General features: G+C 53.6%; 11 protein-coding genes. 9 read left to right on the top strand and 2 right to left on the bottom strand.

Translation table 11 applies throughout. The annotated features are described in order from the left end of the window. Positions 1 to 220 precede the first annotated feature (220 nt). The 9 genes from VIL80_RS15425 to tssH all read left to right on the top strand — a co-directional run bounded on the left by VIL80_RS15425 (position 221) and on the right by tssH (position 12,223). Positions 221 to 1,033: a hypothetical protein gene (locus VIL80_RS15425; protein WP_332036979.1), complete on the top strand. Its 813-nt coding sequence runs from the start codon at positions 221 to 223 to the stop codon at positions 1,031 to 1,033. A gap of 56 nt (positions 1,034 to 1,089) precedes the next feature. Continuing rightward, positions 1,090 to 2,370: a type VI secretion system protein TssA gene (tssA, locus tag VIL80_RS15430; protein ID WP_332036980.1), complete on the top strand. Its 1,281-nt coding sequence runs from the start codon at positions 1,090 to 1,092 to the stop codon at positions 2,368 to 2,370. A 47-nt stretch (positions 2,371 to 2,417) separates the two neighbouring features. Beyond that, positions 2,418 to 2,936, top strand: coding sequence for a type VI secretion system contractile sheath small subunit (tssB, locus tag VIL80_RS15435; RefSeq protein ID WP_332036981.1), 519 nt, complete (start codon positions 2,418 to 2,420; stop codon positions 2,934 to 2,936). Continuing rightward, positions 2,936 to 4,423: a type VI secretion system contractile sheath large subunit gene (gene tssC / locus VIL80_RS15440; protein WP_332036982.1), complete on the top strand. Its 1,488-nt coding sequence runs from the start codon at positions 2,936 to 2,938 to the stop codon at positions 4,421 to 4,423. Before tssB ends, tssC (VIL80_RS15440) begins: the two co-directional genes overlap by 1 nt. Positions 4,424 to 4,494: 71 nt before the next feature. Further along, complete coding sequence (gene tssC, locus VIL80_RS15445) at positions 4,495 to 6,021, top strand: type VI secretion system contractile sheath large subunit (protein ID WP_332036983.1); 1,527 nt, start codon at positions 4,495 to 4,497, stop codon at positions 6,019 to 6,021. Then, complete coding sequence (gene tssE / locus VIL80_RS15450) at positions 6,021 to 6,497, top strand: type VI secretion system baseplate subunit TssE (RefSeq protein WP_332036984.1); 477 nt, start codon at positions 6,021 to 6,023, stop codon at positions 6,495 to 6,497. The genes tssC (VIL80_RS15445) and tssE overlap by 1 nt, the downstream gene beginning before the upstream one ends. Further along, positions 6,497 to 8,326 carry a type VI secretion system baseplate subunit TssF gene (gene tssF, locus VIL80_RS15455; protein WP_332036985.1) on the top strand — a complete coding sequence of 610 codons (1,830 nt, stop codon included), beginning with the start codon at positions 6,497 to 6,499 and terminating at the stop codon, positions 8,324 to 8,326. The genes tssE and tssF overlap by 1 nt, the downstream gene beginning before the upstream one ends. After that, entirely contained in the window at positions 8,290 to 9,507 is a 1,218-nt protein-coding gene (gene tssG, locus VIL80_RS15460) for a type VI secretion system baseplate subunit TssG (RefSeq protein WP_332036986.1), read from the top strand. The genes tssF and tssG overlap by 37 nt, the downstream gene beginning before the upstream one ends. A gap of 52 nt (positions 9,508 to 9,559) precedes the next feature. Next, positions 9,560 to 12,223 carry a type VI secretion system ATPase TssH gene (tssH, locus tag VIL80_RS15465; RefSeq protein WP_332036987.1) on the top strand — a complete coding sequence of 888 codons (2,664 nt, stop codon included), beginning with the start codon at positions 9,560 to 9,562 and terminating at the stop codon, positions 12,221 to 12,223. A gap of 43 nt (positions 12,224 to 12,266) precedes the next feature. Here tssH and VIL80_RS15470 read toward each other — a convergent pair whose 3' ends face one another. Together VIL80_RS15470 and VIL80_RS15475 are read right to left on the bottom strand one after the other, a co-directional pair. Beyond that, the gene (locus VIL80_RS15470) at positions 12,267 to 12,560 is read right to left on the bottom strand and encodes a PAAR domain-containing contractile injection system baseplate protein (RefSeq protein ID WP_332036988.1); all 294 of its coding nucleotides are present in this window, start codon (positions 12,558 to 12,560) and stop codon (positions 12,267 to 12,269) included. 3 nt (positions 12,561 to 12,563) lie between these two features. After that, positions 12,564 to 13,172 carry a DUF6931 family protein gene (locus tag VIL80_RS15475; protein WP_332036989.1) on the bottom strand — a complete coding sequence of 203 codons (609 nt, stop codon included), beginning with the start codon at positions 13,170 to 13,172 and terminating at the stop codon, positions 12,564 to 12,566. Positions 13,173 to 13,308: the final 136 nt, after the last annotated feature.

The raw sequence follows: 13,308 nt of genomic DNA on the forward strand, positions 1-13,308 counted from the left end.
TTTTTCTTAATGGGTACGAGCGTACCGTCTCGTGTGGTTTATTTCGAGAATCAGCATTGATATCAAAATTGTGCTGCCGACAGGAGTTGGTAGCCAACAATGTGGTGCAGTGAAAAGTCCGCAGTGCCACATCGCTGCGGACAAATTGAAATATTGTTTGTTGATTTCAGGGATAGATGTTCACTGCGTGCATAAGCGGTGAAGGTTTCAGGGAAAAGAAATGGCCGCCAGTTCTTACCAGGTAGTTTTTACCGGCGCACTTCGTAACGGCGTTGGTCGTCGCCAGGGTATCCGTCTGTTGGCGCAGTTATTTGGCCTGGATTTTGAGCAGATAAAAAGGCTGCTTGGGTCTTCGCGCCCGGTCGTCAAACGCTGTTTGAGCGAGCGTGATGGCGTAGGTCTGGTGCGTGCCTTCTGGCAGGCTGGCTGGCGTACGGAGCTGATACTGGACGGTAATCTGGTCTTTGATGGCAGCGGCCACCACGCTACCAGCAGTGAGATTGGGGGCGATGTCTCTAAAGGAAGGGTTTTGGTTGCCCCCGACAAGAGCTGCTCTATTGAGGTGCCCGGTAGTTGGGATACGTTTGTTGATCTTAATCGCGGTGCATTGATTCAGTCCGGAAACCTGAAAGAAAACCAGTTTTTGGTTGTGCTCTCTCAAAAGCTGGCTGATTTATCCGTAATGCCAAGCATAGGTGCCTACTGCAGCGCACAGCTGAAACAGTGCGCAGACAAGCTTTACAGCGGCGTCATCCTGACGCCGGCTACGCCGCTGGAAGAGGGAGACTATACCGGCTATTTCGGTGAGATCACTGCAGAGGTTGATGCTGTTCCGGTGACTTATCTCGTCGCCTGTCTCCAGAGCGGTGAGTGCGTCTACACAGTGTTTCTCTGGTGCGAGACACTGCAGTATCGTAGGCGCAAGCAGGACTTTGATCGCATAGTCCTGAGTTTTTGCACCGGAAACGCACTGGCTCCGTCAGAGCCTGATGGAAAGCGAGTTGCCCCACACAGGAAGGTGTCCACTGGCTGAATGGCAGTGTTTAAAAACCAGAGCAGCTCGCGCTGCCAATTTGAAAGGGAATTCTCATGGCAATGGCCAATGTGACTGATCTCGATGCACTTCTGCAGGATATCGCCGGAGAGCGACCGCAGGGCGAGGATATCCGCTCCGATCGCTCCCCTACTTCCGATTACTATACGATCAAAGATGCCAGAAACAGTGCGCGCGCCGCAGAGCGTTCCGCCATGTTCGACGAAAGTGATGTCGATCTTATCGCGCCCTGGCGAGATGTCGCAAAAACCGCTGAGAAGATTCTCAAGGAAAAAAGCAAGGATCTGGAAGTCGCCAGTTGGTACACAGAAGCGCTTATCCGACTGCATGGATTTTCCGGCTTGCGCGATGGCTTCCAGCTGATCGAGCGAATGATCGAAAGCTACTGGGATGATCTGTACCCGGAGCCTGACGAAGATGGTATTGAGACAAAGGTAGCACCGCTGACAGGCCTCAATGGTGATGGTGCTGATGGCACATTGTTGCTGCCTATTCGAAACGCAGATATTACACCGGAAGGTGACTTTGGCGGCTTCGCATTTGTTCACTATCAGCAAGCGCGGGATGCCGAAAAAATTGCAGATGCCGACGCCAAAGCCGCGCGAATCGAAACACTTGGTTACTGTCTGGCGGATATTGAGCAGTGCGTGCAGTCGGCAAGTGCTCAGTGGGCACAGAATATGGTTGAGACCATAGAAGAGGCGCTCTCCAGCTACAAGTCAATTAATGAAGCCCTGCGCGCAAGTTGCGGCCAGGATGCACCGCCTTATTCCAGTATTACCGGCCTATTGGACGAGGTACTGCGTACTACACGCTTCGTCTACAAGTCTCATCTTGAAGCACAAAACGCCATCGAAACTGCAGCAGCGCAGGCAGAAGGCGCTGGTTCTCAACCTGTCACGGCTGCAGGTGAAGTCGCTGGAATCGTTCAGGTTGTAAGTGCTCCCTCTGGCACCATAAGCACCCGCGAAGATGCGCTGCTACTACTGGAAAAGGCTGCAAAGTATTTTCGTACCTACGAACCCCACACTCCGCTTGCCCCAGGCCTTGAGCGCCTCATTGGCTGGGGGCGTATGACCGTCGCGGAATTGATGACGGAACTACTGCCTGACGACAATTCGCGGGCCATCTATTCACAGTTGACTGGTGTGCGCCTTGATGGTTCAGACAGTCAGCGATATGTCGCGCCTCCGGTGGTGCAGAGTAGTGCTGTGTCCACCGGCAATTCTGAAGCAGTAAGTACAGGCGAGGAACCCGGAACCGATGGAGGTTGGGGCGCACAGCCACAGTCGGAAACCACAGAAGCTGGTTGGTAAAACCAGAGTAATCAACACGATTCCTGAATTGAGGAAAGGAGACCCTGATGTCCGAGAGTATTCACAACAAACTGAAGCGCGTGCGTAAACCGCGCGTACATATTACTTACGATGTTGAAACTAATGGCGCAGAGGTCAAGAAGGAATTGCCTTTCGTGACCGGTGTTATGGGCGACTACTCCGGTGACAACACCGAAAATCGCAAGGCACTGAAGGAGCGCAAGTTTGTGCAGATCGACCGCGATAACTTCAATGATGTGATGGCGAAGGTGAATCCGAAGTTGGGATTGCAAGTGGAAAACACACTGTCTGGCGACGGCAGCAAGATGGCGGTGAATCTCGACTTTAACCACATGGATGATTTTTCGCCCGAACAGATTGTCGAACAGGTGGAGCCTCTGAAGCAGTTGCTGGAAGCGCGCAGCAAGCTGCGCGACCTGCTGAGTAAAGCGGACCGTTCTGAAGAGCTTGAAAAAGTACTCGAAGACATTCTGAAGAGCACTGAAAACGTAAGTGCCATTTCTGAGCAGCTTGGTCTCGGCGAAGACAAGGGAGGTGATGCGTAATGACTACCGAAGTTGAAAATGTAGCGGAACTTGCTACGGAAGAGCAGTCTGTCAGTCTACTTGAGCAGGCCATTTCCGCCACCAAGCAGACCCAGCGTGAAGAGGCGCAGGACCTGATTGCCAACCTCACTCAACAGGTGTTGAAGGGCACAGTAACATGGGATCGCAACCTGACCCAGACCATCAGCAAGGCTGTCCAGGCCATCGACCAGGCCATGTCCAAGCAGCTTGCTGCGATCATGCACGACGAGAAGTTTCAGAAACTGGAAGGTTCCTGGCGCGGTCTCAACCATCTGGTGATGAACAGTGAAACCGGTTCGACCCTGAAAATTCGCATGATGAACATCTCCAAGCGGGAGTTGTTCCGGGACCTGGACAAAGCGGTAGAGTTCGACCAGAGTCAGACCTTCAAGAAAATCTACGAGGAAGAATTCGGCAGCGCTGGTGGTGAGCCCTTTGGTTGCATGATCGGTGATTTCGAATTCACCAGCCATCCCGAAGACATCGAATTACTGAGCAAGATGTCCAACGTCGCGGCTGCTGGTTTCTGTCCCTTCATCTCCGCCGCTGGCGCCGGCATGTTCGGTTTCAGCGACTTTACTGAACTGTCCAAACCCCGCGATTTGGGCGGTATTTTCGAATCCGGCGAATACATCAAATGGCGCAGCTTCCGCGACAGTGAGGATTCTCGCTTCGTCACCCTGGTGATGCCACGTACACTGGCGCGCACCCCCTACGGTGCGAATACCAAACCGGTGGAGTCATTCAATTACGAAGAGTTCGAAGTAGACGAGACCGGCATGTCAAAACCGGCTGCGCACAATCAGTACTGCTGGATGAATGCGGCTTACGTTATGGGTACCACCATGACCCGTGCCTTCGCGGAAAATTCATGGTGTACCGCCATTCGCGGCGCTGAGGGGGGCGGCAAGGTGGAGGGGCTGCCTACGCATCTGTTCAAGAGCGACGACGGCGACCTGGACCAGAAGTGCCCGACGGAAGTCGGCATTACCGACCGCCGTGAAGCTGAACTCAGTGGCCAGGGCTTCCTGCCGCTATGTCACTACAAGAACACAGACTATTCCGTGTTTTTTGGCTCGCAGAGCGCGCAGAAGGCAAAAGTGTTCGACAATCCGGACGCCACCGCTAACGCGGCAATTTCAGCACGCCTGCCTTACCTCATGGCCACTTCTCGGATTGCCCATTATCTGAAAGTAATGGCCCGCGACAAGGTGGGTTCATTCATGGAAGCAAGTGACTGCGAGCGCTGGTTAAACAGCTGGATTTCCCAGTACACCAACTCCAATCCCGACGCCAGCCCGGAAATGAAGGCAAAGTATCCGTTGGCTGAGGCCAAAGTGGAAGTGAAGGAAATTCCGGGCCAACCCGGTTGCTACAGTGCCGTGGCTTACTTGAAACCATGGTTACAAATGGAGGAACTGACCACCTCCATGCGCATGGTGGCCAATATCCCGACCGCGGGGTGATGCATGCGAGGCCGCCCTCGCGGCGGCCTCAGTGCCAGTATTCCCACATTAATCCTACTATCGGACCGGGAGTGCCTGTATTGTCTTCCTCATCGCATGCCGACATCTGCGGCGACGCAGAGGCGCTGCTGCCTGCAACGTTGCTGCATGGCAATCGGGACCCGTTGCGAAAATTTCTTGATGAACCGGATGAACTGTTCGCCTTTGAATATTGGTTGCGCGAGCTATGTGAGTGCGGCAGCGCGGAACAGTTCAATGTACGGCAATGGCTCAATCGTATTATTGCGGAGCTGGATGAACTGATATCGGATCAGTTGAACTGTATCCTGCACCATCCGCGCTTCCAGCGACTGGAGGCGAGCTGGCGTGGCCTTTCTATGCTAGTACGGCAGGCGCCAAGTGCCGACAACATCAAAATCAAATTACTGGATGTCAGCTGGAGGGATCTGTCGCGGGATATTGAACGGGCGCCAGATTTTGACCAGTCGGCGTTCTTTCATCTGATTTACAACGAAGAGTTCGGAACTCCGGGGGGCGAGCCGTTTGGTTTGCTGGTTGGTGATTACTATGTGGCGCACAAGCCATTCGAAGATCATCCCTATGATGATGTATTCACCCTGCAGGGCATAGCGCATACGGCGGCCGCCGCCTTTGCCCCCTTCGTATGTAGCGCGGCACCGCAGCTATTCGGTGTCGATAGCTTTGATGATCTCGCAAAACCCATCGATTTCTATGAAGTTTTTCGGCAGAAACAGTACATCCGTTGGAACAGTCTGCGAGATCTGGAAGACAGTCGCTTCCTCGCGATTACCCTTCCGCAGGTGCTTTTGCGACAGCCCTACGCTACCGGCTTTTCCGCTTACCGCGGTCTGCGTTTTCACGAGGAGACCCGTGCAACAAATAGCCGCAAACATCTGTGGGGCAATGCGGCATTTGCCATGGCCAGTGTACTGATCCGTGAGTTTGACGAAGTGGGCTGGTTCTCGCATATTCGCGGCGTTGCGCGGGATCATCTCGGCGGTGGATTGGTTACGCAATTACCCTCAGTCGGGTATGCGGTCGACAGTAGCCCGCAGCTGTTAAAGATGTCCACCTCTATTCTGGTTACTGACTTTGCCGAGCGTGAGCTCAGCGAGCAGGGCTTTACCTGCCTGTGTCATTGCTATGACACTCCGTACAGCGCATTCAACAGTGCGCCTTCACTACAGCGCCCGAAGGTGTATCAGTCCAAGTCTGCGACCGCCAATGCGCGTATCAGCAGCATGTTGCAGCAGATCCTCTGCGCATCGCGATTCGCGCACTACATCAAAGTGATGATTCGCGACAAGGTGGGGGCTTATATGAATGCGGCAGACTGTGAGCGCCAGCTTCAACACTGGATGGATGCCTATACCACTGGGCGCGAGGATCTGTCATGGGAAATGCTCGCACGCTACCCACTGCGTGAAGCGCGTGTGCGTGTGCTGGACGAACCCGGAAAGCCTGGGAGCTACCAGAGTGTTATTCACCTCAAGACACACTACACGGTAGACCATCTTGTTTCAGAATTGAGACTCACCACGGCGTTGTCGCAGATTGGCGTAGGAACAGTAAGTTAATGAGCGGAATGGAAAAACGCCTGCTGGCACCGTTACTGGACAGATTGTTGACGTCATCCGCAGGTATGGACCTGCATCGTCCGCACCAGGTATTAAGGCAGGTAAGGGAGGGCGTGCGGAGAGATCTGGAGTATCTATTTAATACCCGTTATCGCTGTGTTTCGCCCCCGGAAAGTCACGAACACCTGGATAGCTCCAATATCAACTTCGGCCTTCCTGATCTATCGACGATCACGCTGACTTCCGCAGATAGTCGGCGGAAGTTTTGCCGAGAGATCGAAAGGACCATCATGAATTTTGAACCGCGTATCCGATCGGTAAAGGTGAGCACGCAGCAGAACGTAGACGTGGAAGATCCAAGTATCCGTTTTCGCGTAGAAGCAGTGTTGCATGTTAACCCTGCCTCAGAGGTTATTGTATTCGATTCGGCGCTCAACCCGGTTACCCAGCTGGTAGACGTTTCGGAGGTCAGATAGTGAGCGAGAAATTGATCGACCTTTATGAGCGCGAACTGGCTTTCGTTCAGCAGACTGCGGGAGAATTTTCCCGTATGCATCCGGCCGCCGCATCGAGGCTGCAACTGGATACCGATACCGTGGATGATCCATTAGTGGGTCGCCTGCTGTCCGGGTTTGCCTATATGAACGCGCGTGTCCAGCAAAAGCTGAATGATGATTTCCCGGAACTCACCGATGCAATGCTGGAAACGCTATATCCACATTACCTGCGGCCGATTCCTTCCTGTGCGGTAGTGCAGTTTGAGCCTGACCTCGACCTCGACGGTATTGTCAGGATTGACGCCGATACAACGCTGGAAAGCGAAAGTTTTCAGGGCCAGACCTGCCGTTTCACCAGTCGGTACCCGGTGGATGTCTGCCCATTCAGAGTCGAAGTGGCGACGCTGATGCCGCGTCCATTTATCGCCCCCGCCTGTAATGAAGTGCATGGTGCGAATGCTGTGCTCAAACTTTCACTGAAAACGTTTAGCCGCAATGTACGATTTTCCGACTTGAAACTCTCGGCACTACGTTTTTTTCTACGCGGTCAGCCAAGCCACATTTACGATCTTTACGATTTGTTGCTCACCCGTTGTGTCAAAGTGGTTGTCGCCACAGGCGAAGGCGACTCGCGCCCGGTAAAGCTCGAGCCGGATATTCTTCGTCAGGTTGGTCTTGAGCCGGATGAGGGTTTGCTGCCTTACCCGGACACCGCCTTTATGGGTTACCGCCTGCTGACAGAGTACTTCGCGTTCCCGGAAAAATTCCATTTCATTGACATCAATGGTCTCGCTGAGGCCATTGACGATCACTATGCAGATACCCTGAATCTCTATTTTTATCTATCAGAGTCCCACGATGAGCTGGAAAAACAGCTGACACCCGGTATGTTTGTGCTGGGTTGTACACCGGTGGTGAATCTGTTTTCACAAAGTGCCGATCCGATACCGCTCACCCACACACAGTACAGCTACCATGTGGTACCGGACGTCAGGCGCACCGACGGTCTCGAGGTGTATTCCATCGATGACGTAAATGCCACTGCCACAAGCGGAGAAACAACCCAATATCGACCTTTTTATGGCATTCAGCACAGTCAGCACAATATGCGTAAAAACGCCTTCTGGTATGCACGGCGTCGCGATGTTGTAGAAGGCGAGCATCGCAATGAGCAGGCTTCTGAAGTCGATATCAGTCTGGTGGACCTGGAGTTCAATCCGCATCTGGTAAGTGATCAGACCCTTGATTTGGCAATCACCTGTACCAATCGCAACCTTCCGAAGAAATTGCCCACCGGAAATGCTCAACCGTATCTCACCATCGTCGATGGTGATGCCCCTGCGAAGCGGATAAGTTGCGTGGTGCCTCCAACTGCAACGCTACGCCCGCCGCGACGTGAGCGCAGTTACTGGCGATTGATCTCGCACCTCAACCTCAATCACCTTTCACTGACCGCAAGTGGTGGTTGTGACGTGCTGAAGGAAATATTTCGCCTCTACGACTTCCGTAATTCGGGCAGTACCAGAAACTTGATCGAATCCCTGTTGAAACTGGATGCGCGACCAATAACTGCTCCCATTCAAGTGGACACCAGTGTCGTACTTTGCCGCGGAACGGAAGTTACCATTGAACTGGATGCGATGATGCTCACCGGAACCAGTCCACTGTTATACGCCAGTGTAATCGAGCGCTTTCTGGGACTTTACTGCTCGATAAATTCCTTTACCCGATTGATCGCTAGATTGAGCGGTCGCGATGGAGAATTGAAGCGATGGCCGCCTCGCGCCGGCGACAAAGCCTTAGTGTAATTCAGCAACTCTGTTCGACCCCGTACCGCTTCGAATTTTTCCAGGCGGTACGCACGCTCGAACGCGGAGTTCTATTCGACAAGACGGGGAGCGCTAGCACGCGAGCGTATTCCTGTGGACAGCTGGCATCTGGCGCGCCACCGCATCGTGAACTGGTGCGGTTCTCGGCTCAGTCTTCTCTATCATTTGTCGCGGCAGATGTACTAAAGCTCAGTACGCGGCGTCCAGATGTCGATCGCCTGTTGGAACAACCGGATGATGGCTCCGCGTCGACGCATGTGGTGGACAATTCCGCCGGCATAGACCAGTGCGAAATCGAACCTCAACAACAATGGTGCATGGAGGTTGGCTTTGGCGGACTGATTGGTAGTCAGGGGGTTATGCCGTACTACCTGACGGAACTGGTGCATAGGGAGTTGAAGGAAAAGAGCGCGGCTCTGAAAGATTTTCTCGATATCTTCCACCATCGAAACCTTTCCCTGTTCTATCGCGCCTGGCAAAAGTACCAACTGCCGGTTAATTACGAGAGCGCGCGCCTGCGCAATACGCGTGATCTTGATATGTTCAGCCAGGCGTTGGCTTCCGTAGCGGGCCTTGGTACCAGCGAAATGCGCTATCGGCTCTCCATGCCGGATGATGCGCTCTACGGCATGGCCGGGCATCTGGGCCGCCAGCAGTGTTCAGCTGCGGCACTCGTCGGCATGATTCGGCAATACTTCGGACTGCAGGTATCCATTGAGCAGTTTCAGGGGCGCTGGGACCAGTTACCAGAAGATGTACTCACGCGTCTGCCGGGACCCGAGGCGCCTCAGGGTGTCAATAACAGGCTTGGCGTGGACACGATTCTGGGTACAACCTGCTTTCAAGCACAGAACAAATTCCGGGTGGCGATAGCACCCATGGCCTATGAAGACCACATGACCATGGCGCCGGGTAGTGAAAAGCTGGACGCGTTGAAATCCTTCGTACAGCTGTCTGCCGGAATAGAAATGGATTTTGAAATTTCCGTATCCCTGTTTACCGGCCAGGTCGCTCCGGTTCAGCTGGCTGTAGATAACGATAATCAGCCACTGCTTGGCTGGAACACCCATATGTCAAGCGACCAGAAATTTGACGAACAGGTAGAAATCAATCTGAGCGCGGACCGGGTGTCACCGGATGAAGCACTGCCGGCCGCATAAGGAAAAGCAGTTCTCTAATAACGACAAGGACTCCAATAAGGGAATAGATACCATGATCAATATAGATCTGAAACGACTCGTGGATACCATGACACCTTACCTGCGCAACTCTCTAGAGGGCGCGGCAGGGTTGTGTCTGTCCCAGAATCAGTACAACGTGGAGCTGGAGCACTGGTTACTTAAGCTACTTGATCAGTCTGATACGGACTTTTATCACTTATTGGAAAAACACGACGTAAATCCGTCGAACGTTGCCCGGCAACTGGCGATGGCGATCGCACGTTTCAAATCCGGAAGCAGTCGTCCCGCTGCACTCTCGCCCACGATCGTTGAGGCGGCAAAAAATGGCTGGATGCTGGCCTCCATAGATTTCGGCCATCACGCGGTTAGCTCCGGCCACCTGCTCGCGGCTCTACTGCTGGATGAATCTTCCCGTCGACAGCTACTGGAATCCTGCCCCGAGCTTAAAGGTATTGCCCCAGAATCCATTCGTGAGACCGCCCGCGCAATGTTTGGACGCAGTGGTGAGTCATCGGCAATCGGTGGGGCGGCGGGTGTTAATGCCGACACGGCTGCTGTGACCGCCGCTGCGAGCAAAGCGCCGGCACTGGAAAAATATACCGTTAACCTCACAGAGAGAGCGGCCAAAGGTGAAATCGATCCGGTGCTGGGGCGCGACGAGGAGATCCGGCAGTGTATCGATATCCTCACTCGTCGTCGGCAGAATAACCCCATCCTCACCGGTGAGGCCGGGGTAGGGAAGACGGCGGTGGTAGAGGGCTTTGCACTGCGTATTGTCAGTGGTGATGTACCTGCACCGCTGCGGGACGTATGTGTCAGAACTCTGGATCTCGGTCTGTTACAGGCCGGTGCCAGTGTTAAGGGCGAGTTTGAAAATCGCCTGAAGTCTGTGATTGAAGAGGTTCGCGCATCTGCGACGCCCATCATCCTGTTTATCGACGAAGCGCACACCATGATCGGTGCTGGAGGCAAGGAAGGGCAGGGCGACGCGGCTAACCTGCTGAAGCCGGCATTGGCACGGGGAGAGCTCCGGACTATTGCTGCAACTACCTGGGCAGAATACAAGAAATACTTTGAGCGTGATCCCGCTCTCACACGTCGCTTCCAGGTGGTGAAAGTGGAAGAACCCGATGAGCAGAAAGCCATCGATATGATGCGTGGTATCGCCGGGAGTCTGGAAACCCATCACCGGGTCCGTATTCTCGATGAGGCGGTTGTGGCGTCCGTCAAACTGTCCCACCGTTATATCCCTGGGCGCCAGTTACCGGATAAATCCGTTAGCCTGCTGGACACGGCCTGTGCACGTGTGGCTCTGAGCCAATCGGCGACCCCTGGAGCCATCGAAGATGTACAGCGGATCATTGCCAGTGCCAACAGAACCTTGGAAAAACTACAGCGGGAAAATGCCGCGAGTGGTGTTCACGAGGAATATCTACAGGAACTCAGCGCGGAAAAGCTCGCGGCGCAGGGACGCCTGCAAAAACTACAGAATCAGCAGCAACAGGAACTTGAGCTGATTAACCAGATCCAGTCACTACGTAATCAAATCGACGACGAGTTTGTCAAACAGCAGGACGAAACATCCGCTGACCCTTCGGTATTGGGCGATCTCAAACAGCAACTGCTGAGCTTGGGAGCCGAGCTGCGCGAAATTCAGGGCGACACACCGCTTATGCAGCCTGCTGTCGATGAGCAGTCCATCGCCGAAGTGATCGCCAACTGGACGGGTATCCCTGTCGGTAAAATGGTCAATGACGAAATTGCCGCGGTGCAGAGCCTCACCGATCGCCTGAACAAAAGGGTTATCGGCCAGCCGCACGCCCTGGAGGCGGTAGCACAGGCTATTCGTACTTCCCGCGCGGGCCTGACCGATCCGCGCAAGCCTGTTGGTGTATTCCTGTTCTGTGGGACTAGTGGTGTGGGCAAAACTGAAACCGCACTTGCGCTTGCCGACGAGCTGTTCGGAGGTGAACAGAGTATCACCACCATCAACATGTCGGAGTTTAAGGAAGAGCACAAGGTGTCCATGTTACTCGGCTCTCCCCCAGGTTATGTCGGTTACGGAGAGGGTGGCGTACTGACCGAAGCCGCACGCCGCAAGCCCTATTCGGTAATTCTGCTGGACGAAATGGAAAAGGCACACCCGGGCGTCCAGGATATTTTCTACAATCTTTTCGACAAGGGAACCATTAAAGACGGTGAAGGCCGGGATATTGACTTCAAAAATACCGTGATCATCATGACCTCTAACGCGGGCGAAGATGCTATCCGCGCTATCTTCAGTCAGGTAGATGAAAAACCCGATCCTGAAGTGCTGCTGGACAATATCCGGCCGCATTTGCTGCAAAAATTCAAACCGGCATTTCTCGGTCGGGCCAATGTAATCGCCTACTATCCATTGGATGATGAAAACCTGGTAGAGATTTGTCGGATCAATATGCGGAGAATCGAGAAGCGTGTAAGAGAGCACTATGGTGCAAGTTTTAGCTATGACGAAGATGTGCTGATCAATATCGTCGCCCGCTGCCAGGAAGCCGATACCGGCGCCCGCAATATTGAAGTCATCCTGAATCGCACATTGCTGCCATCACTGGCGAGCGAGTGTCTGGATATGATGGCGAAAGGTGTGGAAATTTCCCGTGTGCATATTGGGGCATCTGAGGAGGGCGGATTCAGCTACCAGCTGAATGGGTGATTGGTATATCCGGCTATATAAGGCCCTGCATTGCAGGGCCTATTTACCCACCAATCAATACGGTAGGACAACCGATAATGATTTTTCCACCGTGACTCGTTGTGTCCCCCATTCTCGCGGCGGGCTTGTTTTGGATGAGAACGGTGGTGCTCCCCATAGCAATAGTATCTGGCGGACCTACACAGGTGCATGTACTGCCAAGCGTTGCTGCGGGTAAATTACCGATTAGTACAGTGGGACCACCTGGACTCAGAATCGGCCCCCCGACGTGGGGTACAGTACCCGTGACCATAGGGCAAACATGCATATCGGTGATGCGTGAAGCGGGCTTTCCCATCGACTAGCCCTCCACCAACTGAGATGCCACATCCTGGCTGGAAATTTTACCGTTGCCCCCCCGGGCGAGACTTAATCCTTGCTGCAAAAAGCGCTGAAATGATTTCTCTGGATTCACGGGATTTGAAACGACTGCCGCCAGAGTAATGCTGCCGGCCACCGCATGTGCGTAAAGGTGCGCAGGTGGCTCGATCATCGGATCTTCTGGTCCCGCGAGGCTGCCATGACTCCAGCTCGCTGCGGTTGCAGCCCAGCTTGCCGGTGTTTTGTATTTGGTTTTTTCAGCGTATTTTTTGCATGTAAGTCGTCGCTCCTCAGTGGGATTTTTTACCCAATTTTCAGCAGCGACTAGTGCTTTGCCGTTGTCTTCATCAGTTTGTGGGCTGTGTATCTCTCTGGCACACAGGCACGCCCACCAAACTGATTCGCGCTTGGGCAGCCCAAGGGCAAGGAGCTTGATCGCATCGGCAAAAAATCCAGAATCCATCAGACGATTGATGCTCACCTCTGGCGCAGTATCCGGTACCAGGCAGTCGGTGGCTTCTTCACTAATATCAACAAACTGTAGTAATTCTTTGGCCGTAGTCGCATGAACTTTTACAAGATCCGTCATCGCACAACCTTATCAATTGATTTTTGTAATTCCACCCTTCAGTGTCAGCATGCCACTGGCAGCCACTTCTGCTGAGGCATCCCCTTTGCACGAGAGCGTTGTTCCCTTAATAGTGATACCCGATGGCGAAATTTTT

Source organism: Microbulbifer sp. (assembly GCF_036563125.1).
Lineage (GTDB): Bacteria > Pseudomonadota > Gammaproteobacteria > Pseudomonadales > Cellvibrionaceae > Microbulbifer.

Excerpts from the sequence above, each read along its gene's own strand:
- VIL80_RS15425 (WP_332036979.1), top strand. The coding sequence starts at position 221 with ATGGCCGCCAGTTCTTACCAGGTAGTTTTTACCGGCGCACTTCGTAAC.
- tssA (WP_332036980.1), top strand. The coding sequence starts at position 1,090 with ATGGCAATGGCCAATGTGACTGATCTCGATGCACTTCTGCAGGATATC.
- tssB (WP_332036981.1), top strand. The coding sequence starts at position 2,418 with ATGTCCGAGAGTATTCACAACAAACTGAAGCGCGTGCGTAAACCGCGC.
- tssC (WP_332036982.1), top strand. The coding sequence starts at position 2,936 with ATGACTACCGAAGTTGAAAATGTAGCGGAACTTGCTACGGAAGAGCAG.
- tssE (WP_332036984.1), top strand. The coding sequence starts at position 6,021 with ATGAGCGGAATGGAAAAACGCCTGCTGGCACCGTTACTGGACAGATTG.
- tssG (WP_332036986.1), top strand. The coding sequence starts at position 8,290 with ATGGCCGCCTCGCGCCGGCGACAAAGCCTTAGTGTAATTCAGCAACTC.
- tssH (WP_332036987.1), top strand. The coding sequence starts at position 9,560 with ATGATCAATATAGATCTGAAACGACTCGTGGATACCATGACACCTTAC.
- VIL80_RS15470 (WP_332036988.1), bottom strand. The coding sequence starts at position 12,560 with ATGGGAAAGCCCGCTTCACGCATCACCGATATGCATGTTTGCCCTATG.
- VIL80_RS15475 (WP_332036989.1), bottom strand. The coding sequence starts at position 13,172 with ATGACGGATCTTGTAAAAGTTCATGCGACTACGGCCAAAGAATTACTA.